At 58.0% G+C, this 24,129-nt stretch carries 20 protein-coding genes; 10 read left to right on the top strand and 10 right to left on the bottom strand.

The annotated features are described in order from the left end of the window. Window positions 1-3: 3 nt before the first annotated feature. Complete coding sequence (locus ROI90_RS15670) at window positions 4-1,191, top strand: hypothetical protein (RefSeq protein ID WP_315999300.1); 1,188 nt, start codon at window positions 4-6, stop codon at window positions 1,189-1,191. A gap of 75 nt (window positions 1,192-1,266) precedes the next feature. Further along, on the top strand, window positions 1,267-1,803 hold the full coding sequence (locus tag ROI90_RS15665; RefSeq protein WP_315999299.1) for a pyridoxamine 5'-phosphate oxidase family protein: 537 nt from the start codon (window positions 1,267-1,269) through the stop codon (window positions 1,801-1,803). 152 nt (window positions 1,804-1,955) lie between these two features. Here the strand turns inward: ROI90_RS15665 and ROI90_RS15660 are convergent, their stop codons facing one another. Next, entirely contained in the window at window positions 1,956-2,120 is a 165-nt protein-coding gene (locus tag ROI90_RS15660) for a hypothetical protein (protein ID WP_315999298.1), read from the bottom strand. A 345-nt stretch (window positions 2,121-2,465) separates the two neighbouring features. Between ROI90_RS15660 and ROI90_RS15655 the strand changes: the two genes are divergently transcribed. Then, window positions 2,466-3,317 carry a hypothetical protein gene (locus ROI90_RS15655; RefSeq protein WP_315999297.1) on the top strand — a complete coding sequence of 284 codons (852 nt, stop codon included), beginning with the start codon at window positions 2,466-2,468 and terminating at the stop codon, window positions 3,315-3,317. 82 nt (window positions 3,318-3,399) lie between these two features. On the opposite strand, the gene ROI90_RS15650 is transcribed toward ROI90_RS15655, so the two are convergent. Next, window positions 3,400-4,311, bottom strand: coding sequence for a hypothetical protein (locus ROI90_RS15650; protein ID WP_315999296.1), 912 nt, complete (start codon window positions 4,309-4,311; stop codon window positions 3,400-3,402). Window positions 4,312-4,450: 139 nt separating this feature from the next. Here ROI90_RS15650 and ROI90_RS15645 point away from each other — a divergent pair, with 139 nt between their 5' ends. After that, entirely contained in the window at window positions 4,451-4,642 is a 192-nt protein-coding gene (locus ROI90_RS15645; RefSeq protein ID WP_315999295.1) for a cold-shock protein, read from the top strand. A gap of 80 nt (window positions 4,643-4,722) precedes the next feature. Here the strand turns inward: ROI90_RS15645 and ROI90_RS15640 are convergent, their stop codons facing one another. Further along, window positions 4,723-5,214: a gliding motility lipoprotein GldH gene (locus ROI90_RS15640; RefSeq protein ID WP_315999294.1), complete on the bottom strand. Its 492-nt coding sequence runs from the start codon at window positions 5,212-5,214 to the stop codon at window positions 4,723-4,725. Window positions 5,215-5,223: 9 nt separating this feature from the next. Next, window positions 5,224-6,795, bottom strand: a complete 1,572-nt coding sequence (gene ricT, locus ROI90_RS15635) for a PSP1 domain-containing protein (protein WP_315999293.1) — start codon at window positions 6,793-6,795, stop codon at window positions 5,224-5,226. Window positions 6,796-7,199: 404 nt separating this feature from the next. Here ricT and ROI90_RS15630 point away from each other — a divergent pair, with 404 nt between their 5' ends. Beyond that, window positions 7,200-8,003: a M57 family metalloprotease gene (locus ROI90_RS15630; protein ID WP_315999292.1), complete on the top strand. Its 804-nt coding sequence runs from the start codon at window positions 7,200-7,202 to the stop codon at window positions 8,001-8,003. 554 nt (window positions 8,004-8,557) lie between these two features. Here ROI90_RS15630 and ROI90_RS15625 read toward each other — a convergent pair. The 6 genes from ROI90_RS15625 to rsfS all read right to left on the bottom strand — a co-directional run bounded on the left by ROI90_RS15625 (window position 8,558) and on the right by rsfS (window position 16,909). Continuing rightward, window positions 8,558-11,167: a S8 family serine peptidase gene (locus tag ROI90_RS15625; protein WP_315999291.1), complete on the bottom strand. Its 2,610-nt coding sequence runs from the start codon at window positions 11,165-11,167 to the stop codon at window positions 8,558-8,560. Window positions 11,168-11,382: 215 nt separating this feature from the next. After that, complete coding sequence (locus ROI90_RS15620) at window positions 11,383-12,237, bottom strand: hypothetical protein (RefSeq protein ID WP_315999290.1); 855 nt, start codon at window positions 12,235-12,237, stop codon at window positions 11,383-11,385. A gap of 64 nt (window positions 12,238-12,301) precedes the next feature. Continuing rightward, a complete protein-coding gene (locus tag ROI90_RS15615) occupies window positions 12,302-13,090 on the bottom strand; it encodes a UDP-2,3-diacylglucosamine diphosphatase (RefSeq protein ID WP_315999289.1) in 789 nt (262 codons plus the stop codon). Next, complete coding sequence (locus ROI90_RS15610) at window positions 13,065-13,727, bottom strand: LutC/YkgG family protein (RefSeq protein WP_315999288.1); 663 nt, start codon at window positions 13,725-13,727, stop codon at window positions 13,065-13,067. The genes ROI90_RS15615 and ROI90_RS15610 overlap by 26 nt, the downstream gene beginning before the upstream one ends. A 572-nt stretch (window positions 13,728-14,299) precedes the next feature. Continuing rightward, entirely contained in the window at window positions 14,300-16,414 is a 2,115-nt protein-coding gene (gene ftsH / locus ROI90_RS15605; protein WP_315999287.1) for an ATP-dependent zinc metalloprotease FtsH, read from the bottom strand. Window positions 16,415-16,513: 99 nt separating this feature from the next. After that, complete coding sequence (rsfS, locus tag ROI90_RS15600; RefSeq protein WP_315999286.1) at window positions 16,514-16,909, bottom strand: ribosome silencing factor; 396 nt, start codon at window positions 16,907-16,909, stop codon at window positions 16,514-16,516. A gap of 93 nt (window positions 16,910-17,002) precedes the next feature. On the opposite strand from rsfS, the gene ROI90_RS15595 reads away from it, so the two are divergent. The 5 genes from ROI90_RS15595 to rlmB all read left to right on the top strand — a co-directional run bounded on the left by ROI90_RS15595 (window position 17,003) and on the right by rlmB (window position 23,993). Further along, entirely contained in the window at window positions 17,003-17,716 is a 714-nt protein-coding gene (locus ROI90_RS15595) for a biotin--[acetyl-CoA-carboxylase] ligase (protein ID WP_315999285.1), read from the top strand. 235 nt (window positions 17,717-17,951) lie between these two features. Further along, complete coding sequence (locus ROI90_RS15590; RefSeq protein ID WP_315999284.1) at window positions 17,952-18,428, top strand: T9SS type A sorting domain-containing protein; 477 nt, start codon at window positions 17,952-17,954, stop codon at window positions 18,426-18,428. 266 nt (window positions 18,429-18,694) lie between these two features. After that, the gene (locus ROI90_RS15585; protein WP_315999283.1) at window positions 18,695-21,685 is read left to right on the top strand and encodes a glycosyltransferase family 117 protein; all 2,991 of its coding nucleotides are present in this window, start codon (window positions 18,695-18,697) and stop codon (window positions 21,683-21,685) included. A 95-nt stretch (window positions 21,686-21,780) separates the two neighbouring features. Continuing rightward, entirely contained in the window at window positions 21,781-22,992 is a 1,212-nt protein-coding gene (locus tag ROI90_RS15580; protein ID WP_315999282.1) for a GWxTD domain-containing protein, read from the top strand. Continuing rightward, window positions 22,956-23,993, top strand: a complete 1,038-nt coding sequence (gene rlmB / locus ROI90_RS15575; protein WP_315999281.1) for a 23S rRNA (guanosine(2251)-2'-O)-methyltransferase RlmB — start codon at window positions 22,956-22,958, stop codon at window positions 23,991-23,993. The genes ROI90_RS15580 and rlmB overlap by 37 nt, the downstream gene beginning before the upstream one ends. Window positions 23,994-24,129: the final 136 nt, after the last annotated feature.

Raw genomic sequence — 24,129 nt, 5'->3', positions numbered from 1 at the left:
CATATGACTTCTATCAATACACTTGAACAGTGGTATAAGAATGCCCTAGTTATATCCTCGCCTTACCTTATCAAAGCGAATGTTTCTAGAGAAAAAATAACTTTTATATACGAACAACTGAAAGCTGGCTTCGGAGAAAAGTTTTTCTATCTAAAAACCGGGGTTGATATTCCACTCGATAAAACAATATGGATACATCAACTTTTGGCTAATATGAACCACTTGGGAAGTATCGGAGCGCTGTACCATATAGCCTTATTGATACAGTATGCCAATACACTAGAGAGTAATATATACAATGAAATACGCAGAGTAAAAAACAATCCCAGAAACCTCAGAACATTTTTCTATGAATTATTCATATTCAACATATTAGACAGAGGCAAAATCGAAAATAAAAAGAAATTTACTGTTGGAATACAGGAAATAGAGGGAATAGAGGGAATATGCACCATCAACAATAAAGTATTTCTATTTGAATGCCGAAAAGTATTTATGCCTAAAATAGAAGAATTAGATATAAAGAAAAGATTAATGGAAGTTTTCTATATCAAATCTAGAAACATGAACAAAGGCATAGGCATGATATGTGGCATTAAAATGACTAGACCTATTATTGGTAACTACCGTTCTTCATTTGAAGAAAAGATTAGCACTTATTTTGATAACTTCAACAAACACACTGGATTTAATGAAATAGATTACACAGTTGAAGATGAGACGGGAATTTTTACAGCAACGAATTATACCGATGCATCTTTAATCGAAGCAAAGGAATTGAAAAACTATGATGTGCTATTCTATCTATCCCCAAAGGAAAACAAAGGCGAGATGTTATATTTGACTGGCGGCACACAAGGCGTATTCCAAGTTCCTCAGACTGCGCTATATAAGAAACTAGAAAGCATTCTTAAAGAGAAGAAAAAGCAGCACACTAATTCCATTTATAAGAATAAGATAGTATTTATTGACACTGAAATATTTCCAAGCTTAGACATGGATATATTTCAGACAGAAACATCTTTCGATATAGATATGCTCAAGAACGTATATAACAAAGTATGTAGAGACACTATCCTTATCATTACAAGAAGAATTTACCTTAAGGAAGAACCTGAAATTAAAGTAGCAGCTATTTATACTAAAGCTCTTGAATCTGAGGCTAACTATCTGCTATCTAGATTTAACTAGCTGTAATTAGCCTTATATAGTTTTGGCACTAACCCGCCGTAGCACTACTTTACTGCTCAGCTAATTCCTTCCCACATGGGCAAGCAATACCCCGCCATCAGCGCTGACATTCAAACTTTTATCGAACAGCAGCACGTATTCTTCGTGGGGACGGCCGCCGCGGATGGGCGCGTCAATATCTCGCCTAAAGGTCAGGATACCCTGCGCGTGCTCGATGCCAACCGCGTGGCCTGGCTGAACCTGACCGGTAGCGGCAACGAAACGGCCGCCCACCTGCTGGAAGTGAACCGCATTACCTTAATGTGGTGCGCCTTCGAGGGCAAGCCCAACATCCTGCGCCTCTATGGCACCGCCACCGTGTACCATCCCCGCGACGCGGAGTGGGCCGAGCTGCTGCCGCTGTTCCCGCCCCTGCCCGGCTCCCGGCAAATAGTGGTGGTAGACGTGGATTTGGTGCAAACCTCCTGCGGCATGGCCGTGCCCTTCTTCGAGTACCAAACTGAGCGCAACGAGCTAAACCGCTCCATGGAAAAGCGCGGCCCCGCGCAGGTGGAGCAGTACTGGCACACCCGCAACGCCCACAGCCTCGACGGCAAGCCCACCGGTATCTGAGCAGACTTGCAACAGCAGGACCTCTCACGCTTTCCCGGATGCCTTTAGCGCACCCAGCTGACGGTAGCGCTTCATTTAGCTGAAGCACCGGGTGGCCCCCACTGCTTTGCACTTAAGCCCTCATCAAGGGGAATACTGCGGCTATTGAGGTGCTAGAGCGAGATACGCACGTGGGTGAGCGGTTCGCGGGCGTGCTGGTGACGCTCCGGCAGCTGGGCGGCCTGATGCGCCAACCCGCCGCTCTGGGGCGAATCTGTGTGCTGAATGAGGCTGCGTTTGAAAAGCGGCAACCATACCCGGTGTTGAGCTGAAGGCATGTGAAGAGAACAGGAGTGAGGGGAAGGCAAGCAGCAACTAGCTCACCCGATAGGCTTCGGGCTGGCTGGTACCCTCCTGGGAGCATTAGCACCGCGCCAGGGCGAGGAAGCTGGGCCGCAACAGCGGAGTGCAGTAGGCGGCCCACCGGACGCGCTATAAAAATGGCAGCTAGTGCAAGCATCCAACGAAGGTGGGAACGTGGTTCTTCTCAACAAGGTACCCCTTAGCTTACCCCTGCCCTAGCGTACGGAACCAGGAAAATCCCCAATTTCGGCGGCCGAATTCCCCTGCTCGGCGTAAGCCGGCAGAAACTCGGTTAGTTCTCGTCACGGGTTCCGCTTCTTATGGTTGTTTTCTTACGCATTGTTCTGGTTTTGCTGGTAGTTACCGCCGGGGGCTGCACCTCCAACCAAGGGCGGGGCACTTTCGCCGATGCCTCTGGCCAGTATACCATCACGCAAATTGGCCGCATCAATGCCAAAGCCCAGGAAAGCTCGGGCCTGGAAAACGCCACCACCCAGGGCGACCTATGGACCCACGCCGACGGAGGCAATACGGCCCGCCTCTACCGCATTACCCGCCAGGGCGACCTGCTGCAAACCCTCGACCTTGAGCCCCTGCAGAATATCGACTGGGAATCATTGGCTCAGGATGAGGAACACCGCCTCTACGTGGGTGATTTCGGCAATAACAAAAACAAACGCCGCAACCTGCGCGTGTATCGCCTCAGCGGCCCCGAGTTCCGGCAGGTGGATACCATTATCTTCAACTACCCCGATCAGCGCGTATTCCCTCCCCGCAAGGCCCAGCGCAATTTTGACTGCGAAGCGTTTTATTACCACCAGGATAGCCTCTACCTCTTCACCAAAAACCGCGGCAACAGCGGCATAGTAAAGCAATACGTGCTACCCGCCCGGCCCGGCCGCCACACGGCCCGCCTCGCCGACAGCCTGGCCCTGCCTACCTGGGTTACCGCCGCCGACATCAGCCCCGATGGGCACCGGGTGGCTTTGCTGGGCGAGGGGCAGGTGTATCAGTTTGAGCGCCTGCCCGGCCGCCGCTTATTCGATGGCCTGAAAACTACCATTCCGCTAGCCAAATCAGGCCAGGCCGAAGCCCTGGTCTTTATCAACGACCGGGACTTTATCTTCAGCAACGAGAAAGGGGCATTGTATCTGGCTACCTACCACCCATAACGCCCGATTACAGCTGCCGAAGCAGCCCCAATCGGGCGTTGGAGAACACAAGTAGCAACAGGAGCCGCGCGCTGACGAACTCTTAGTCAGGCGAGCCAGTGCGGCCGGGAGTAGGGCCATAGTCCGGCGACTGTTCCGCCTGGGTCTGGTCGTCGGAAGCGGCTCCGTAGTTGCGGGCCGCGTCCTGGCGGTCGAAGCTGCCCTGGGCCGGTGAGCCCCCGGCTTGGCCTGCTTCCGCCGAATCGTATTCGTCGTTGTAAGACCCTCCTTTCGAGCCGAAGCCCGTAGCTGCGCCACCCTGCGCATCCGGGGAACCCGCGGCCGTGTAGCCACTGCGCGGCCCGTTGTTGGGGGTTGAGTCGGCCTCGCCGGCAGCATCATTAGCGTTGGTAGGCTCGGCGCCGGTATGCAGCCCCTGCGGGCCACCCTCCGGATGGTTGGGCGTGTAGTCTTCGTGCTGGTTGCGCTGGCTGGTAGCAGGCTGACCTTGGCCCGAAAGGCTGCCCCCCAGGGAGGAAGTCCCGTAGTCGGCGGCGTAACCCGAGTCTGGTCCTTTGGGAGCCGCATTGTCGTTGGCGAAGTGCGTGCCCACCGCTGAGCCGGCAGGGAGGGCCGCCCCTACCGCCTGCGTACCGAAGCTGCCGTTTTCCTCGGAGGGCAACCCAGCGGGCCGCTGCTCCCGCTCCCCCACGTAGCCCGTGGTGGCGGCCGGCGTTTCCAGGGGGCCGGCGTATGTGTTTTCGCCCCGGCTGGCTTCGTTGCCGTAGCCGCCCTGCGTTACACCCTGCCCCGACTGGCGGCCAAACTCTCCGCGGCTGGCGCCGGCTACTTCATTTTGTTCGTGGTTGAAATCATCGGCGAATGGCTGCTGCCCGGTGGTGTTGGCGGGGGTTTGCAACTCAGCTGGCATACTGTTCTGCTCCGGCGTACGGGAGTGGTTTTGCTGGGCCGCCGGCTCGTTGGCGGGCGAGGCAGGAGTGGGTGAGTCGGGCATTGGAGGGCAATGTGAAGTGAAGAGGTGCCTGTTCATACGCAGCCCCGGCAGCGGCGTTCCACACGTAGTTCTTTTACCAGTCTGAAAAACCATGTAGATTTACCCCCATTCTTTCAACCCACAACCGCTTACACCCGCTATGAAAACCGGCAAAGTGAAGTTTTTTAATGAGTCCAAAGGCTTCGGCTTCATCGTTGATGACGAAAACGGCCAGGAAATTTTCGTGCACCAAACGGGCCTGGTACACGAAATTCGCGAAAACGACCGGGTGTCGTTTGATTTGATTGACGGCCGTAAAGGCCAGAACGCCGTGAAAGTGGAGCGCATTTAAGTTTCTACTACCAGCAATAAAAAGGCCCGCCGGAATATCCGGCGGGCCTTTTTATTGCGTATGTGGCCGCAGCCAGCAGCTTACTGCGCGTGCTTTACTACCCGCACGCCTACGGCCATAATACCCCGCAGCTGATCCTGGCGCATGTACTGCTCCAGCACAATTTTGTACGGGCCCGTCTGGGAGAATTTCTGGTTGGGCAGGGCCAGGAACCGGTGGTCAAAAATGTCGCCGGAACCGTCGCCGCGGGGCTCCCCGGTTTGCGGATCCATCAGCAGCATCTGGTGCAGCAGCCGCGAAATTGGCTTGCCATCGGGTCCGGTCAGCGTATGCCGCACGTACAAATTGTAGTACTCATAGCCGGAAGCATTCCGAACGTTGAAGTACACGTCGTAGCGCTGCGTTGTATCAGGAATTTCAAATTCAAAGGCCGGTTTCTCCTGCACCGCCCACACGTAGGGCTCCCCCAGCGGCGACTTCAGGTCCGTGTTCTTTTCGTATACCTCATTGGGGTTGCAGGCAGCCAACAGGCCAAGGCCCAGCACCGGCAGCAAACGGCGGAAAAAACGCATACGCAGCAGTTAGGAAGCTGAGGGGGTAGAACCATCCGGCGTAGTACCCCGGCCCGAGCGGCCGCCACGCCGCCCGGAGCGGCCACGGCGGCTTTCGCCGGCATCACCAGCTGCCGGGCTTGGCCCCTCCCCACCCGGAGAGGCGGCGCGTGGAGGCCGGTTGGCCCCTTCCCGGCCGGGCCTGCCAGCTTCAGGAGCCGGGCTGCCCGCGTCGTTGCGGCCGGCTTCAGGGCGGCGGCCTTCGTTGCGGCCCCGGCCCCGGCGGTTGAGCGGGCGGGCGGCGGCTCCACGGGGCCGGGCACGCTCTTCGGTTGCCTCCGGGCCAGCTGCCGCCGGGCTTGAAGCTGTTGGGGCATCTTCCGCTGGTGCAGGGCGAGGCTCGGAGGAAGCAGGACGGGCGCTACGGCCCGGGCGCGGCGCTATCGGTAGCGCCGAAGTGGGCTCGTCGCCTTTCTTCTTCTTGCCGCGCTTGCTGCGCTTGGCCGATTTTATTTTATCGTCGAGGCGCTCCAATGAGCCTTCTACAATGGCAGTTACCTCCGGGGCCTTCTCCTCCTCGCGGATGGGCACCAGCAGGCTGTCGGGCTTTTCGCCGCGCTTGTTCATTTCCTGCACTTCCCGCACGCGCTCCGTGGGTACTACCACCCAGTTGTTGTCGCCGCGTACGGCAAACCACATTTTGCGCCGGAATATGTCGGTTTTCTGCAGGGTGTAGTCGCCTTTTTCCGTGAGCAAGGGGCGCTGCACCTGCGGAATGTCCTTGAGGGCATCCAGGTAGGTATCCAGCTCATAGTTGAGGCAGCACTTCAGGCGCCCGCACTGCCCCGAAAGCTTGGCGGGGTTCAGGCTCAGGTTCTGGTAGCGGGCGGCGGTGGTGCTTACGCTCTTGAAGTCGGTAAGCCAGGTAGAGCAGCACAGTTCCCGCCCGCAGCTCCCGATACCGCCCAGGCGGCCGGCCTCGTGGCGCAGCGAAATCTGCCGCATTTCTACCCGCACCCGAAACTCATCGGCCAGGCGCTTGATCAGGTCCCGGAAATCTACCCGGTCATCGGCCGAGTAGAAGAACGTGGCGCGGGTACGGTCGGCCTGGTACTCCACGTCGGAGAGCTTCATTTTCAGGCGCAGCTCATCTACCACGGCCCGGGCCCGGAACATGGTACCGGTTTCCAAGTCGCGCACGGCCTGCCACCGCTCGGCATCCTGGTCGGTAGCCACCCGGAGAATGGGGCGGATATCCTTGGAGTCGAGCGGTACTTTCTTCTTTTTCATCTGCAGGCGCACTAGCTCACCTTTCAGTGAGACGTGGCCCAGATGCCAGCCATTGCCGGCAGCTTCCACCACCACGGCGTCCCCGGTAATAAGCGGCAGGCGGCTCTGGTTGCGGAAAAAGTCTTTACGCCCGCCCTTGAAGCGGACTTCTACGAGGTCAAATTCTTTAAAATCACTGGGAACATCCAGGTCGTGGAGCCAGTCGAAAACATTGAGGCGGGTACAGCCGCTGCTGCAACTGCCTTTGGAGCCGCAGCCCGAGACAGATGAAGTAGAGCAGCCCCCACCGGAGGAGCAGGATGAGCAAGCCACGGCTTGAAGGATCTATAGTAAAGCGGCCGGAAAGGCTGGCCGCGCGGAATGGGTTGTTTACAAAGATAGAGAATTAGCCGGGGCCATGCTTGGCGGCTAATTCAGGCAACGGGTATGCACTTTTTACTTCGCTTGCTACTGCTCAGCCACACCTGCTGGCGGCCCAGAAGAACTCTTGCGCGCTACCAGCGCGAATGTGGGCTGATACGCTGAAAATGCATTTTTCATCAAAAATTCACAAACTATTATAGTCCTATTGCGCCTTCTCTGGCCAAGCTAGTAAAGCTCATCAGATGCAAGATGTTTCGTATATAATTTTGATAATTTAATAGGCATTGTTTTGAAATATCACTAACAAAAACCTATGTTTGTCACGTTCTTCAACCAATCCACAACCAAAATTCATGAAAACTTTCAAAGTACTCACCCCGCTTGCCATGCTGGCAGTTACTGGTTTGTCGCTCTCGTCATGCCAGGAAAAAGCCAATGTAGAAGTAAAGAATGAAGTGTCGGAAGCCACCGTTAACCAGATTAAAGCATTGGGCTTTACTGCTGCCGGTGCCCAGAAAGTAGAAGGTGGTGTGCTGGTTGAAGGCGACATTATGCTGACCAACGAAATGCTGGCTAGCTCCCCCGATTACAGCATGCTGCGCGTAGGTCAGGATGAGCAGTACCGCACCACTAACCTGGTGACTGGCCTGCCCCGTACCATCACCATCCGCGTGGCCAGCAGCCTGCCCTCAGCCTACATTACGGCTACGGACGAGCTGATTCGTCGCTACAATGCTGAGAACCTGCGCATCCGTTTCTCCCGTGTTACCTCGGGTGGCAACATCGTACTGAGCGCGGCTCCTTCGGGCTCTAGCTACCTGGCTTCGGCTGGCTTCCCTTCGGGTGGCAACCCTTACGGCTCGGTATCGGTTAACTCGGCTGCCATCGGTACGGCCAATGCCTCTACCTACATTGCTACCATTCTGGCCCACGAAGTTGGTCACTGCATCGGCTTCCGCCACACCGACTACATGAGCCGTCAGTACAGCTGCGGTGGCTCGGCCGTGAACGAAGGTGCTAGCACGGTTGGCGCCATCCTGGTACCCGGCACACCTTCCAACCCCGATCCAAACTCCTGGATGCTGGCTTGCATTGGCTCGGGTGCTAACCGCCCCTTCAACACCAATGACCGCACGGCTCTGAATTACATCTACTAAGCTCCGGCTTAGCTGATAGTTGAAAAGCCCCCGCTCTTCGGAGTGGGGGCTTTTTATTTATTCACTACTTGGTAACTCAGTATTAGCAGCATTTCCAGCACATGCCTTTGCTGGTGGTAAGGCTGATACGCACAGTGCCGCGCAGCACGTCACTTATGTGAGATGGAGCCAAGCAATTGGGGCCGGTCTAGAGCAAGCTTTAACGCGTAGAGTATTCAGCCTGAACTACTGCTCATTACCTACTCCATCCACGCCGATTAGGTGCCGGAGCATTAACCGTGTACCGGCTTATTCGCGCAGTCTAGGATTGTAATTTTCGTCTAGCAACACCAAGCAAACAGGCAGTAAGAATCCGGCAGTTGTGCCACCTGCTTTTTTCTAGAGCACCAATTTTTCCCTGTAAAGTAGCCTCATTTTAGCCTCCTGCCTAGCGGGAAAAGCCCTGCGCCCTGCGGCCACTCGTACCCGTTTTTGGGAGGTGTGGTAGCATGAGCCAACATTCCTTTACTCCGTGTTTCCGGGGCCAGCTGGCTATTTGCGGGAACTGGTATGCCTTACATAACTACCACGCGGCGTGTTACTTCCCGGCTGCTGCCCCGTGCACTTACCCGCAGAAAGTATATTCCGGGCTTCAGGCCTTGCGTTTCCAGGCTCTTGATGACGCCGGTATCGGTGAGACGCTCTAGCAGCAGCCGGCCGGTAGCGTCGAACAAGCGCAAACGTAGCTCCTGGTCCTGGGGGCCTACGATGGTGAGTGGCTCGCCGGCAGCTACTGGCACTGGGTACACCAGCACATCGGCCGTAGCAGGCACGTAGTAGATTTCCTGCAGCTGGCTGTAGAGTACCCGGCCACTGGTGAGTTGCAGGCGTGCCCGGTATTCGGCCCGGCCCACTACGGGCTGGGCATCCGTGAGGAGTACGTTCAGCGCAGTTACCGGCATTACGGTTTGTACCAGTTCAAAGCTACCATCGGCGGCGCGGCGTTCCAGTCCTAGTGTCTGTACCCGGAAGGTGGAGCCCAGCATCAGGTCGAACTGAACAGTATCCGTAACTAGCTGACGAGCCAGAAACGACCGGAGGTAACAGCCGTATTCCGGCAGCGTTACATCGATGGTACTGCCCCGCTCCCCCACCCGCCCCTGCAGTATGGGGGCCACGGCATAGTAGCGGGCTGCCGCCTCGGCGGGCGTCAGCAGCAGGGTAGTATCGGTAAGCAAGCGGTAGGGCTCCAGGTGGGTAGCGCCCAGCACGTACACCTGGTAGTGCGTGGCACCGGGCACCCGGCGCCAGTTCAGCAGGGTTTCCTCGGGGCAGCTGTAGGCAGTAGTAAGAGCCAGCGGCCGGGCCACGACAAACGTATCCGAAACCGTTGCGCCCGCGCTAGTAAGCAGACGCAGCTGAACCGCCTCCGCAGTAGCGGGGGGCGTCCAGCGGAAGGTTTGCTGCGCCAGGTCCACGGCGGAATTAACGAGGCTCCAGGCAGCTTGCCCGGCCGGCTTGTACTCCAGGCGGGCCGTAGTGGCCGGCCCGGCCCACTGCCAGCGCAGTAGTGCCGACTCGGCGGCGCGCAGGTTACGGGCTTCGGATGGATGCACCCAGGTTAGGCCACTTTCCAGCTCATAGGCGATACTGAAGGGCTGCGGCCCCTGCCCCAGCTGGTACCCCTGCACCCGAATGATCCAGTCGCCGGCCGCCGGGTTATCGATAGTAATCTGCTCCACATTGTCGCGGTGGTTGGGGCGGCGGCGGGCAGGCTGGGCCAAAGAATCGAGGTGCGGGAACGTGCTCAGCGTCCAGGGCCGCCAGACCTGGCCCCGGTCCATATCAAGCAAAGTCAGGTCCAGGTCGTTGATAAGCGTGGTGGCCGCGTTGGCGGCGGCGGCGGGGTCCGTCCAGGTCAGGGTGACTTTCACGCGGTGCGTACCGGCCGGGATGGGCAGAGAAAACCCAGTGCCCTCGCCCTGTCGGGCAAGGCCTTCCCCAAACCGGCCTTCGAGCATGGTTGTCACCGCGCCCAGAGCATCAACCTGGCCATAACCCGCCACAAAATCTACGTTGGGCCGGCCCGTATCGTCGGCGGTATTCAGCAGCACGGCTTTCACCAGCGCCGCCGAGGGCAGGTTGCCAGTGCGCAGCTTGTGGGCGTGCTGAGTGAGCAGGCTGACGCCCGATACCAGTGCGGCCGCATCGGAAGTGCCCCCGTCGCCGAAGGCAACCAGTTCCGGCTTCACCCGGCCGTCGGCGGCAGGCCCCCGGGAGCTCAGGGGCGCAACCTGCCCCAGGGCATCAGTAGCGCCCACACTCAGGCTGTTTTTAGCGTTCTTGAATTCTCCGGTAAGGTTGGCCGTGCCGGCTAAGCCGGTGTAGGGGCCAGCCGGAGCGGGCCGGTTGCCGGAATTGCCCGAAGAAAAAATATGGAGCAGGTTGGGGTATTGAAAGGTCTGCTGGTCGTAGGCCCGGGCTTCGAGGCCGTAGAAGTTTTCCACGCTCACCCCGTAGGAATGGTTCTGCACCGATATACCCTGGGCCGCGAGGCCGGGCCCATCATCGGGCAGCAGGTTATCGTAGCTGGATTGCGCAATGCGGGCTTTCCAGGCCGCTCCTTTGCCGTTGTGCGAGGAGTTGCCGCCGCCCGCAATAAGCGTAGCCATGATGGTGGCGTGCGAGTTTAGCAGCGCGGCCTGGGGGTCGGGGTTGATGAGGCGGCCCTTGAAGTCAATATCCTGGATATCAAGCGGGCTTTCCTTCACTGAAACCGCCAAGCCCTGACCCGTTACCTGGGGGTAGCGGGCATGCGTGGTGGTTACCTTGTTAACGGTGAAGTCGGCGCCGTTGAGTTGGCGCTCAGGATGGGCCTGCCGGTCGGCAGCTTCCACGAAGGTTACCGCCGGGCACTCCGCCAGCGCCGCCGCTGCCAGGCCCCGCACCCGCCATAACCGGGCATGGCCGGGTTCGGGCTGGGCCTGAGCCTTGGGGTGCCGCTGTGCCAGCCACTGCCGGAAAGCTGCTTCATCCGTGACGCTTACCCGCAGCAGGTGGCGGGTGCTCTTGTTGTCCATTCCAGGAGCCAGCCGACTAAGTTGCTGCGCCGGGGCTACCACCGAAGTGCCCAGCATGAGTACAACCAAGAGCAGGCCAGCGGAACGGAATACGGGAAGGAGCATACGGTAGAAATGGCTGTGGAGGGCAACAGAGCGGCAAATACCCCCTGAAGGGGCTATTCCCAAATGTAACCAGAAATCAGCCGACCCGACCCACAGCGCCCTTCCCTGCGAAGATGAAATTTTGGTATGTACAGCATCTGGCAAAGGGCAGCAGCTCACCAAAAAGCCCGTCGCTAGTTCTCCTTTTGCTGCTTCAGGCCAGCCGACGTTTTCTATTACAGCTTGTATACCTGCACGCCCTCGGGCAGCAACAGATAAGCATATTGTTCCCCTACCAGCACCTGCGTGGCCCCGGCAGCAGGCAGGGTTACCAGCCGCTCCGTTAAGTTGTAGAGGTGGAAGAAGTGAAGCCCATCGGCGGCCGTGTAATACAGCTCATCACCCCGAAAACCCACAACAGACGCTCCCCGAAACGGCAGCTTTTTGCGGTAATTGCCTAGGTTATCGAATACGTATACCCCGCCGTTATAGTCCACCAGGTACAGGTTGTTCTGGTACTCCCGCAGAAACCGAAAGTCGGGCCGGGTGCGGCCAATCAGCAGGTCCAGCGGCGTGGTAATGGTAAAGCGTTTCTGCGCCACATCCAGCTGGCGCAGGGTCAGGTCCGATTCGTTTAACAACCAGTACCGGTCGTCGGGAGCTAGCGTAGCCACGCGGGCCTGCCCGTCGAGGTAATCGGACAAATTCAGCTCCGAAATGGGGGCCAGAAACCGGTCCAGCAGCACTACCTGCTGACGGTCGTCATAAAACACCAGCACCTTGGCCGTATTCCAGGCTTCTACCTGCATGGTGTGGCCGGGCAGCGTGGGAGAATAGGTGTTCAACGCCTGCCCATCGGGGCTGTATTGATGCAGGTTATTTTGCGCATCCGTCACGTACACATTGCCCCGCCGGTCGAGGGAAGCGGCACCGGGCCGCGCCAGCTTAACAGTGCGTACCAGCTGCCAGCCAACCGGTGCGGCCTTGGGAACCGGCGCGCTAACTACTGGCGCAGCCTGCCCGGCAGGCGCCACTGAGCCTGCGGCCGGAGCCGTAGTCTGGGCCGCCACCAAGGATGGAATTGATAGCATGGTACTTAACATTACCAAGCCTATTGTTACCCGCTTCCTGGCTTTCGGCACCGTATTCGCCGCTCTATTTCTGTTGCTCATAGTGCCGAAGGGCCAGTTGCTCACCGTTATATACGCCATAGGAGCAATAATTGACCCATTCGCCCAGGTTCACGTACCGGCTGCCCGGAGCTACGGCCACATCCAAAGGCAGGTGGCGGTGCCCGAACACGTAATACTCGTGCGGAAACTCCCGCTGCACCTCCCGGCAGTAGGTCAGCAGCCATTCATCCTCGCCAAAGTACTGCTCGTCGGCCGCGCCGTTTTGCAGGCGGCTGCGGCGGCTCCAACGGTTGGCTATGCCTATACCCAGGTTGGGGTGCAGGCGCGCAAATAGCCACTGCGCTATCGGGGAAGCGAATACCTGCTTGAGCATTTTGTAGGTGTAGTCGCCAGGGCCTAACCCGTCGCCATGCCCGATGTGAAACTGATGCCCGCCAATGCGCTGGCTCACCGGATGGCGCAAGATGGGAATGTTGAGCTCCTGGGTAAAGTAGTCAAACATCCACATGTCGTGGTTGCCGGTGAAAAACGTAACGGGAATACCGGCATCCGTCAGTTCGGCCAGCTTGCCCTGCAACCGCACAAAACCGCGCGGAATGGCGTGGCGGTACTCAAACCAGAAGTCGAAAATATCACCCAGCAGGTACACCGCGGCAGCGTCTCGGGCGGCCTCGTCCAGCCAGCGCACAATGCGCTGCTCCCGCTCCCGGGAGCGGGCGGCGTCGGGGGCACCCAGGTGAAAATCGGAGGCGAAATATACGCGGCGGCCGGGCGGCAGCGCCAGATCAGGTAGTTGCGGCGGGCGCGTCATCCAGTAAAAACAATACGATACTGCGCGGGCCATGCGCCCCCAGCACCAACGTTTTCTCAATATCTGCCGTGCGGCTAGGCCCCGTTGTCAGCGACACCATTGAGGGTAGCTTGTCAGGGCCGTACTTCTGCTGAACCAGTTCCAGCGCATCTCCAATGTCGGTGACTACCTGAGAGGTGCGGGCCAGAATCAGGTGTTGATCGGGGTAGATGCTTAAGCGCCGGCCGCTGCTCGTAGCCGCCGATACCAGCACACTACCGGTACGGGCTATTAAGGCCTCGCAGGTGGTTAGGCCAGCATCCGCCTGAGCAATGAAGTCGGCCTCGTCTCCCTGAAACCCAATGTCGCCATCGTGCAGTAGTTTCTTCAGCTCCGGCTCCCACACATACAGGTGCTCTAGCTCCCTCTCTTTTTTATAGGCAAACAGCTGATCATAAAAGTGCTCAACCGACTCACAGAAAAAGAACACGCCCCCCACTCGCACGAAGCTTTGTGCGAATAAAACGGCCAGGTCGTCGGTGGGTGCGGGGCGCGGGTGCAGGGGGGCCGCAAAGTCGGGACGCCCCGGCTGGGGAGCCGGCTTACGTAGCGACTCCCGAATCCGGCGCAGAATAATATCACGCGAAGTATCCGACATGGCAGTAAAGGTAAGAGGAATTACGCTCCAGTCTGGCGGGGGCTAGGCGGGTGGCGCAGGCACGCCCAGAGTAGTTTAGAGGAAACCAAAATTGAAATGCAGTACAAAACTATGGCTTGGAGCTACATCAGAATGTGCCTTCAATCTGGTAAAAGGGCTTTCATTGGCAGCGAGTATCTGGAGTGGTATCGGGCAAAATTGAACATTCCCCAGACTGCTGATAGTTGGCATTTTTTTCGTATTCACCAAGAAAAACTCGTTGAATATGAGCAACATACTTCCGGAGGCGGATTCTTTGGCGGTTCCTCACGCACCAGCAGCACCTGAAGCTACAGAAACTGATTTTGCCCAGTGGCTGACGCAACTGTTACCGGGTATAGGGACGGCAATAGCTCGACATGGTTTTGCGAAAGGCCAGAACTTAGCGGCATTTCAACTATTTCTGCAGGAGCGTAACCCGCCTGACCTGTAGCGGATTCTGGTTGGTATGCGGTTACTTATTGCTCCTAAACGTAACCGCCCGGCTCCTCTGCACGAAGAACCGGGCGGTTACAAAACTCATTTCTATACCCTTACACTGGCGTTACAGCGGAGCCGCTTGGCTCGGAGGGTGCAGCGCCTGAAGCGTCGGTACCATTGTCAACACCCGGCAGGTTCAAGTCGGGCAAATCATTACCCAGAGGCAAGCCAGCGTGTTCCTGCTTCCGTTCACTCAGGGTTTCCGAGCGGTCGGTGCCGGCCATGTGGGCCTGGTAGGTAGTTTGGCTGTCGAAGGGCCGGGGCCCTACCAGCCGCACCAAATCATCCTGGAGCAGAATTTCTTTTTCCAGTAGCTCTTTGGCAATTACCTCCAGCTCGTGCCGACGTTCCGTCAGTAACTCCTTGGTGCGCACGTAGGCCTGCTCAATGATGGTGCGTACCTCCTCATCAATCATCTGCGAGGTAGCTTCTGAATACGGCTTGGTGAAACCGTATTCATTCTGGCCTTTCGAATCGTAGAAAGACACGTTGCCGAGCTTGGCATTCATGCCGTACATCGTTACGATGCTGTAAGCTACCTTGGTAATGCGCTCCAAGTCGGACAAAGCGCCCGTTGAAATCTTACCGAACACCAGCTCCTCGGCAGCGCGGCCGCCCAAAGTCATGCACATTTCGTCCATGAGCTGCTCGGTATTGTAGAGGAACTGCTCCCGGGGCAGGTACTGCGCGTAGCCCAGCGCAGCCACGCCGCGCGGTACAATGCTCACTTTCACCAAGGGGTCGGCGTGTTCCAGAAACCAGCCGGCAATGGCGTGGCCGGCCTCGTGGTAGGCCACAATCTTTTTCTCGCCGGGGCTGATGATTTTGTTCTTCTTCTCCAAGCCGCCAATCACGCGGTCCACGGCGTCGGTGAAGTCCTGCATGGTTACCATCTTCTTGTCGCGGCGGGCGGCAATAAGGGCGGCTTCGTTGCAGACGTTGGCAATTTCGGCACCGGCAAAACCGGGCGTTTGGGCAGCCAGCTTCTTGGCTTCCACGTCAGGGCCCAGAGTCAGCGGCTTCAAATGCACGTTGAAGATCTGGGTGCGGCCGTTGATGTCGGGCTTGTCGATGCTGATTTGGCGGTCGAACCGGCCGGGGCGCAGCAGGGCCGAGTCGAGGGTATCGGGACGGTTGGTGGCGGCCAGGATGATAACGCCGGAGTCAGTCCCGAAACCGTCCATTTCCACCAGCAAGGAGTTCAGGGTGTTTTCCCGCTCGTCGTTGCCACCGGGCACGTTGCCGCGGCTACGGCTGCGGCCAATGGCGTCAATTTCGTCGATGAAGATGATGCAGGGAGCCTTGGCCTTGGCTTGCTTAAACAAGTCACGCACCCGGGCCGCACCCACACCCACAAACATTTCCACAAAGTCGGAACCCGACAAAGAGAAAAAGGGAACATCAGCTTCACCAGCTACAGCCTTGGCCAGCAATGTTTTACCCGTACCGGGAGGACCTACCAGCAGAGCGCCTTTCGGAATTTTACCGCCGAGCACAGTGAATTTTGATGGGTTCTTGAGGAACTCTACAATTTCTTGTACTTCCTCTTTAGCCTCCTCTAGGCCCGCTACATCCTTAAAGGTGATTTTCACCTTGTCGCCGCCTTCAAAAAGGGCCGCGCGGCTTTTGCCGATGTTAAAAATCTGGCCGCCGGGGCCGCCGGCTCCACCCATGCGGCGCATGAGAAACCAGAAACCCACGAACAGCAGAATCATAAAGCCCCAGGTGGTCACAAAGTCACCGTAGCCCCGGTCTTCAATTAACTTCAAAGCTACTTGGCGGTCGGCGGGCAGAGCAGCCTGGGCCTTGTCGAGGTCTTCCTTGAACGTTTTGCCATCTACTACCAGGAAACCATACTGGGAACCCTGGTTGAGGGCCAGCGGCCCCCGACGGCTCAACTCCGTGCTGTATGGCGGCTTACGGGTAGCTTCCGGCTTAAGAGTCACCTCTACCTGACGGCCATTGAGGGTTACGTCGCGCACGTCGCCGTTCACGAGCATTTGCTCAAAGCGCTTTTGCGTAATATCAATGGGCGGGTTGCTGCGCGAGACGTACACCATCCCGAGGATGAGCACGACCAGGCCTACCAGCACCCAGAGCTGCATACCTGGCCGGGGGGCCGGGTTAGGCAGCGTCGGTTTTTTCTTTTTGGGCGTCGTATCAGACATGTATTAAGGTTGCTAGAACAAAAAACAAAGGCGGAACACACCAACCGCACGTTTGTTGGCGTGCCCACCTGCCTATGGGTAGACGCAAACGGCTGCAGTTTACCTTACAGCCGCCGGAGTTACTTCGTCTTCCACGTACGTAATTTGGGCATCACCCCACAGTTCCTCCAGCGCGTAGAACTGGCGACGGTCGCGCAGGAAAACGTGCACGACTACATCCACGTAATCCAGCAGCACCCACTCCCGGTTCATGCGGCCTTCCGTCTGCCAGGGATTCTGGCCGGTAAGCTTTTCAACTTCTTCTTCGACCGAGCGCGCAATGGCGTCAATCTGGGTATCTGAGGAAGCCGAGCAGATGATAAAATAATCCGCAACGGCGTTTTTAAGGTCTTTGAGGTTGAGCACCACGATGTCGGAGGCTTTCTTCTCCTGCATGCCGCGCACTACTACATCTGCCAACTTGTCCGAATCCTGCCGAACCAGGGTACTTTTCATGGGGTATTATTAGGTTTGAACGTCACAAAGTACGAAAAACGAGTGGAGGCACTATCCCCCCAAACACTCTTCACGGGCCAACAGCTTGTCTGGTTGCCCGAATGTCCCTCCACCAACACGGAGGCGCAGCAACTGGCTGTCCAAAACCGGGCCACGGATGGTTGCTGCGTTATAACCGACAAACAGACCGCTGGCCGCGGCCAACGTGGCAACCAGTGGGAAGCCGCCGCCGGCGAAAACCTGACGATGTCGGTGGTCTGGAAACCGGCCTTTCTGCCCGCCGCCGACCAGTTTTTACTAAGTCAGGCCGTGGCACTAGCCGTACACGACTGGCTTACGCAGCTACTTGGTGAGAGCCTACAACTGCGCGTGAAGTGGCCGAACGATATTTTTTTTGGCAGCCAAAAACTGGGGGGTATTCTGATTGAGAACACGCTTAGCGGCGCAAAAATTCAGCACAGTGTAGTCGGTATAGGATTAAATATTAATCAACAACAATTTGCGGTGCCCACGGCTACTTCCCTGGCTGCCATAACTGGTCGTAGCTACCACTTGCCAGCCTTGGTGGCCCGCCTGCTAGAAAGCCTGGAACGGCGCTACCTGCAACTGCGTAGCGGCCGCATTGGCGCCCTACGCACAGAATACTTGCGGGTGCTATACCGCTTCCAGGAGGAGCACGAGTATGAGGCCGATGGGCAGCGCCTGCGGGGCCAGATTGTGGGAGTAGATGAAGCCGGGCGCTTGGCACTGGCTTCGGGCAACAGCCTGCGTTATTTTGATCTGAAGGAAATTAAATATTTGCACTAAGAAAATACCGTCGGGCCCCTAACTCAACGGTCTGCCAACCTGTTCCGGCCCGGGCGGGTATGCCAGCGTAGCAGGCCAGATGCAACGGTTTCGCCCGGTTTGGCGTCTGGCTGGTATACGCCGGCCGGAACGGGCACGATGATTGTCCAGGATGCTTGGTCGACGCGGTCAATTTTGTACCTTGCTTAGGTAGCGGCCCATTTTCCCGGTTGTTGCATCTTCTTTTCTCTTCGCCATGAAACTTTCTACTCGCCTTGTACTGGTACCGTTGCTGCTGCTGGCGCAGTTGTCGGCCCTGGCCGCTACCATTACCATTCAGCTCGGCGACAATCACAAGCTGACATCCCACGCCAACGCCCAGCCCAGCGGCGTAGTAACCTGGAAAGCCCCTCAGCAAAGCCGCATCGGCTTGGCCAACTACACGGCCCCGTCGCTCACGGCCCGGGCGTTGGCCCCTGTTCTGTCGGTGTACCCCAATCCGGCCCGAGGCCAGGTTACGGTTTCTGTGAGCCAGCTTACTGTCAAGAATGACCTGAAGCTGCGCCTGAGCAACATTATTGGTCGGGAAATCCGGACGGTGGCCATGCGCCCTGAGGCAGCCGATGGGGGCATGAGCATTAACCTCTCCGATTTGCCTGCTGGTATGTATTTCTATAGCTTGGTGCAGAACGATAAGGTACTAAGCACGAAGCGGCTGGTTTTGCAGAACTAACCAGCAACCTGCTCATTTTCAGATTTTAAAAGACCCGGCCGGTTTGGCCGGGTCTTTTTGCGTAGTGCGTTGCCGGGTTAGGCTAGTGGCAGCAATAGGCGGCTGGTTTGGTGGGTTGGTTGAAGCCGGGGCGGGTGTTGGTTGATTTAAGGATGCGCGGCTCAGTACTTATTCTCTATTTTTGACCTTTCACTGGTTTCCTTTCCGACTTACATCCCGTCGTTCAGCAACGGGCCGGCCGTGGTCGGCCGCCCCTACCCCCACTTATGCGGAGTTACACACGCCTGAATAATCTTACCGGCTGGCTGATTTTTGCCATTGCCACCCTCGTTTATTTCCTTACGCTGGAGCCCACGGCCTCGTTCTGGGACTGCGGGGAGTTTATTGCCTGCTCCTACAAGCTGCTGGTGCCCCACCCCCCGGGCGCGCCCACCTTCCTGCTGCTGGGCCGCCTTTTTTCTTTGCTGAGCTTCGGCGACGTAACCAAGGTATCGGTGCTGGTGAATGCGCTGTCGGCTCTGAGCTCCTCGTTCACGGTACTGTTCCTGTTCTGGAGCATCACCATGCTGGCCAAGAAGCTGGTGCTGCACCGCCCCGGCCTGCACGATGACCGTCAGCTGGAACCAACCTTCGGGCAGAGCCTGCTGATTTTGGGCGCGGGTGCCGTGGGTGCGTTGGCTTATGCTTTTTCCGATTCGTTCTGGTTTAACGCCGAAGAGGCCGAGGTGTACGCCATGTCGTCGCTGTGCACGGCAGCGGTGGTGTGGCTGATGCTGAAGTGGGAAAACCGTGCTGACGAGGCCGATTCGGACCGGTGGCTGGTGCTCATTGCCTACGTCATCGGCCTCAGCATTGGGGTGCATTTACTGAACCTGCTGGCCATTCCGGCTCTGGGCTTCATCTACTACTACCGCCGCACCCAGAACCCTTCCGTAGTGGGCGGCATCATCACGCTGGTGGTGAGCAGCGTAATTGTGGGCCTGATTCTGGCCGGTATCATTCCTGGTCTGCCCACCTTGGCGGGCGCCTTTGAGGTATTCTTCGTGAACAGCGTGGGACTGCCCTTCAACTACGGGCTGGTGATTTTCCTGCTGCTGTTCGTGGGCCTAATCTGGGTGGGTTTCCAGCAGTCGTTTAAGCGCCGCAGCCGGTTGCTGAACACGGTGATGCTGAGCTTCGTGTTCATTCTGATCGGGTACTCATCCTACCTGATTGTGCCCATCCGCAGCAGCTACCACCCCACCATCAACGAAAACAACCCGGAGGACGTGCTGAGCTTCGTGAGCTACCTGAAACGGGAGCAGTACGGGGACCGTCCGCTGCTGTACGGCCCGCAATTCAACGCCCAGCCCATTGCCCAGGAAGACGGCGCCCCCCGCTACGTGCGCCAGGGCGACAAGTACGTGGTGGCCGAGTACCGCCCCGTGCTGCAGTACAACCCCGAGGACAAAATGCTGCTCCCGCGCCTGTACAGCAACGACCCGCTGCACATGTACAACTACAAGAAGTGGGTGGACATTCAGGAAGGCGTGAAGCCCACGATGGGCCAGAACCTGAGCTTCCTGACCAAGTACCAGATGGGCCACATGTTCTGGCGCTACTTCATGTGGAACTACGTGGGCCGCGAAGGTGACATTCAACAATCCGGTATTCTGTGGGGTAGCGGCAACGGCGCCGGCCTGCCCGAACGAGTAGCCGACAGCCCGGCCCGCAACGCCTTCTTCGCCCTGCCGCTGCTGCTGGGTGTGCTGGGTTTGTTCTTCCACGCCCGCCGCGACGGCCGCAATGCCTTCATCGTGGGCCTGCTGTTCCTGTTCACGGGTCTGGCCATCGTCATTTACCTCAACCAGCCGCCCATCGAGCCCCGGGAGCGGGACTACACGTTTGCGGGCGCCACGTTTGCCTTCGCCATCTGGATTGGTCTGGGCGTGCTGGCTTTGGCGGAGCTGCTGGAGAAAGTAGTTAAATCGGATGCGGCGCGGGCCGGCGTGGTAACGGCCCTGGGCCTGGTGGTACCCGGCCTGATGGTGACGCAGGGTTGGAACGACCATGACCGCTCGAACCGCTACAACTCCGTGGATTCGGCCAAAAACCTGCTGAACTCCTGCGCCCCAAACGCCATCCTGTTCACCAACGGCGACAACGACACCTTCCCCCTCTGGTACGCCCAGGAAGTGGAAGGCATCCGGACGGACGTGCGCGTGGCGGTACTGAGCTACCTGAACACCGACTGGTACATCGACCAGATGAAGCGCAAGGCGTATCTGTCGCAACCGCTGCCTATCTCCATGCAGAATGGCAACTACAAGCAGGGCACCAACGACTACCTGCCCTACGCCGAAAACCCCTCGGTGAAGGAGGTGAACGTGAAGGAATTCATGCAGCTGGTCAACCAGAACAGCCCCCTGCTCCAGGTGAGCTACGGCGACGGTTCGAAGTCTTTGCTGTCCTTCCCCACCCGCAACTTCTTCCTGCCCATCGACACGGCCGCCGTGGACAAAATGGGCATCATTCCGGCCGAGCGCCGCAAGCAGTTAGTGCCGCGCATGGAGTGGCAGGTAGGCAAAAGCGCCATCGAGAAGAAAAGCCTGGTGATTCTGGACATTCTAGCCACCAACAATTGGCAGCGCCCTGTGTATTTCAGCAGCACCGTGGACTCGCGCGACTTTATGGGTCTGCAGCCCTACTTCCAGCTGGAAGGCATGGCCTACCGCATCCTGCCCGCCAAAGACCCCAACTACGACCCCAAAGGCGGCCAGGAGGAAGGCTACGTGGCCACCGGCCTGATGTACGATAAGCTGATGAACAAATTCGCGTACCGGGGCCTCGACAACGCCAACATTTTCTACGACGAGAACAACCTGCGCTTCCCGGCCAATTACCGCGACAAATTCTCGCGCCTGGCCGATGCCCTGCTGGCTTCCGGCGACAAAGCCCGCGCCAAGCAGGTAATTGATAAGTGCTTCGAGGTGATGCCCGACAAGGCTGTTCCTTATGACTACTACGTACCGCAGTTCATTCCGGCCCTGGTAGCAGTGGGTGAGCAGCAGCGGGCCAATGAAATCATGGACACCATGACCGGCCGCGCCGAGCGGGCCCTGGCCTACTACAGCACCCACAACCAGTCCCTGTTCGACCAGGAGTTCCAGACCTACCTGCTGGGCCTCAACAGCATCGGTCGCGCCGCCGACGCCATCGGCGACCAGAAGCGCGCCACCCGCGCCCTCACGTTGCTGCAGCAGTATTACCGGCAGTAAGCCGCACGGTTTTTGCCTGCTGAAAAGCCGGCTCCGGAAACGGGGTCGGCTTTTTTCGTAGAATCACGTTATATCCAGCGTTACTGCCTTTGCCCGTGAAATACGCTCTACTCCTTTCCCTGCTGTTTACGTGGGCAACTGGCGCGCTCCACGCCAACCCCCGCCGCGACTTCGCCACCCAGTACCGGCCGGAGCGGCGCATTCTGGTGGACACCCGTCGGGAGGACGACAGTGTGCGGGTGTACCTGCGGTTTACTAATCCCAGCGACCAAGCATCTATCCGCTCAGGCCAGCCTTTGCATGTATTGATCTGGCCATCCGTTGATGCAAAAAGGCCCTTACGGCAACTGGTCATCGAGCCTATGCGCATCAAACGATTTTCAGTTACTACCGTGGCATTCCTCTTGCCGGTTAGCTACCTGCGGGCGGGTTGGGATATGAGTGTGGGCATTAGCACGGCGGAAAACGCCGCCTCGGGTGATGCTGCCTGGTTGCACCTCTCGCCCGAAAGCCTCACGCACCCTTTCATTCTTATTGATACGTTAAGCCAGCCACTTATGCGCCGCTATGTGCATGCACAGGAGGTATTTTGCGTAGGAGCGTATTTCCCTGAGCAGACTTTGCTGACTGTATATAGATATCCCCTTAGCTCGGTAGCGGCAGCTCCACCTATGGCAGCCAGCAGCACCCAGGGCACATCGTCGCGCGTTTTACGTGTGCAGGATTCCGCTGTATTCCAGACTAATCTGGGCATGAAACTACCTGCTGGGCTATTCTTGCTGCGCTTGAATGGCAGCCCGGTACGGAGCGGCTTGCTGGTGGAGGAAAACCAGTTTCCGGAGCTGACCACGGCCGACGAGCTGATTGCCCCGCTGATTTACCTAACGACCTCGCAGGAGCGGCAGAAACTCTTCGATGCTCCCGACCCCAAAAAGGCCGTGGACCAGTTCTGGCTGACGGTGGCTGGGAATAGTCAGCCCATTGCCCGTCAGCTTATTCGCACCTATTATGGGCGGGTAGCGGAGGCCAGCCAGTTATTTTCGGCCCACAAAGCGGGCTGGCTCACCGATAGAGGCCTGTTATATCTGGTGCTGGGGCCGCCGGAAAGCGTGTATCGGGAGGCGGGCACTGAGCGGTGGGTGTACCGCGCCGATGTGGAACGCAGCGGCACGTTCATCTTCCGCGCGAAACCCAGTACCTTTGCCCCAGACAACTACGAACTGGTGCGCCGCCCCGAGTACGAACAACTCTGGTATGCCGCCGTGGAGCAATGGAGAAAAGGACGAACCGCCCGCCCCGGCCGCTAACGGAGCGCCGCCAATTTTATGATTCCGAAAACCGCCCGGTGCCCAACCGTCGCCCCGGTGGGCGCGACGATGATGCGCGCTCCGAAGGTGGCCGGTATGAAGGCAGCCGCGCCGAAGGAGGTCGGTTTGAGAACAGCCGCGCTGAGGGTGGCCGTTTCGAGGGCAACCGCCCGGAAGGGGGCCGCTTTGAAGGTAACCGCTCTGAAGGTAGCCGCAGCGACAAGAGCCAGTACCACCGCCCGCCCCAGGACCGTAGCATCGACATGATTTTCGGGTTGCGCCCCATTCTGGAGGCGTTAAACGCGGGCCGCACGCTGGACAAGATTTTCCTGCTGCGCGGCACCAAAAACTCCATGACCCAGGACATTACCGCGCTGGCCAAAGCCGCCAACGTGCCCGTGTCGATGGTGCCCGTGGAGAAGCTGGACAACATCACCCGCAAAAACCACCAGGGTGCCGTCGCCTTCGTGTCGCCCATCGACTACATGCCCCTGGACAGCATTCTGGCCGGCTTGTATGAGGAGGGCAAAACGCCGCTGCTGCTGGTGCTGGACCGCATTACCGACGTGCGCAACTTCGGTTCCATTGCCCGGAATGCCGAGTGTATGGGCGTGCACGCCATTGTGGTGCCCAGCCGCGGGGCCGCCCAAATTAACGGCGACGCGCTGAAAACCTCCGCCGGGGCCCTGAACCTGATTCCGGTGTGCCGGGAGCCTAATCTGAAAGAAACTCTCACGTTCCTGCGCGAATCGGGCGTACAGATTGTGGCCTGCACCGAGAAGTCGGATGCCAGCCTGGAAGCCGAAGCCGTAGACCTCTCCGGCCCTCTGGCTGTGCTTATGGGCTCCGAAGAGGACGGCATTAGCCCCGAATATCTTCGCCTAGCCGACCACAAGCTGCGCATCCCCATGGCCGGCCAAATTAGCTCCCTTAACGTGAGCGTAGCTAGCGGTATTATGCTCTACGAGGTGCTGCGCCAGCGCCTACGCGCGGAAAAATAGTATTTCCAAACTCTTACTAGGAAGTGTTAACAGTGGCTAGTATGTTTGGGAATGGAGTACATGTTGACCGACGCGCAGTGGGCGCGCATCGCGCCGTTACTGCCGGGCCGGGAAGGCACGAGCGGCGGGCGGGGCC

The organism is Hymenobacter endophyticus, from assembly GCF_032464715.1.
Taxonomy (GTDB): Bacteria; Bacteroidota; Bacteroidia; order Cytophagales; family Hymenobacteraceae; genus Hymenobacter; species Hymenobacter endophyticus.
This window is presented reverse-complemented; position numbering and strand designations above follow the sequence as displayed.

Excerpts from the sequence above, each read along its gene's own strand:
- ROI90_RS15670 (WP_315999300.1), top strand. The coding sequence starts at position 4 with ATGACTTCTATCAATACACTTGAACAGTGGTATAAGAATGCCCTAGTT.
- ROI90_RS15665 (WP_315999299.1), top strand. The coding sequence starts at position 1,267 with ATGGGCAAGCAATACCCCGCCATCAGCGCTGACATTCAAACTTTTATC.
- ROI90_RS15660 (WP_315999298.1), bottom strand. The coding sequence starts at position 2,120 with ATGCCTTCAGCTCAACACCGGGTATGGTTGCCGCTTTTCAAACGCAGC.
- ROI90_RS15655 (WP_315999297.1), top strand. The coding sequence starts at position 2,466 with ATGGTTGTTTTCTTACGCATTGTTCTGGTTTTGCTGGTAGTTACCGCC.
- ROI90_RS15650 (WP_315999296.1), bottom strand. The coding sequence starts at position 4,311 with ATGCCCGACTCACCCACTCCTGCCTCGCCCGCCAACGAGCCGGCGGCC.
- ROI90_RS15645 (WP_315999295.1), top strand. The coding sequence starts at position 4,451 with ATGAAAACCGGCAAAGTGAAGTTTTTTAATGAGTCCAAAGGCTTCGGC.
- ROI90_RS15640 (WP_315999294.1), bottom strand. The coding sequence starts at position 5,214 with ATGCGTTTTTTCCGCCGTTTGCTGCCGGTGCTGGGCCTTGGCCTGTTG.
- ROI90_RS15630 (WP_315999292.1), top strand. The coding sequence starts at position 7,200 with ATGAAAACTTTCAAAGTACTCACCCCGCTTGCCATGCTGGCAGTTACT.
- ROI90_RS15625 (WP_315999291.1), bottom strand. The coding sequence starts at position 11,167 with ATGCTCCTTCCCGTATTCCGTTCCGCTGGCCTGCTCTTGGTTGTACTC.
- ROI90_RS15620 (WP_315999290.1), bottom strand. The coding sequence starts at position 12,237 with ATGCTATCAATTCCATCCTTGGTGGCGGCCCAGACTACGGCTCCGGCC.
- ROI90_RS15615 (WP_315999289.1), bottom strand. The coding sequence starts at position 13,090 with ATGACGCGCCCGCCGCAACTACCTGATCTGGCGCTGCCGCCCGGCCGC.
- ROI90_RS15610 (WP_315999288.1), bottom strand. The coding sequence starts at position 13,727 with ATGTCGGATACTTCGCGTGATATTATTCTGCGCCGGATTCGGGAGTCG.
- ftsH (WP_315999287.1), bottom strand. The coding sequence starts at position 16,414 with ATGTCTGATACGACGCCCAAAAAGAAAAAACCGACGCTGCCTAACCCG.
- rsfS (WP_315999286.1), bottom strand. The coding sequence starts at position 16,909 with ATGAAAAGTACCCTGGTTCGGCAGGATTCGGACAAGTTGGCAGATGTA.
- ROI90_RS15590 (WP_315999284.1), top strand. The coding sequence starts at position 17,952 with ATGAAACTTTCTACTCGCCTTGTACTGGTACCGTTGCTGCTGCTGGCG.
- ROI90_RS15585 (WP_315999283.1), top strand. The coding sequence starts at position 18,695 with ATGCGGAGTTACACACGCCTGAATAATCTTACCGGCTGGCTGATTTTT.
- rlmB (WP_315999281.1), top strand. The coding sequence starts at position 22,956 with ATGGAGAAAAGGACGAACCGCCCGCCCCGGCCGCTAACGGAGCGCCGC.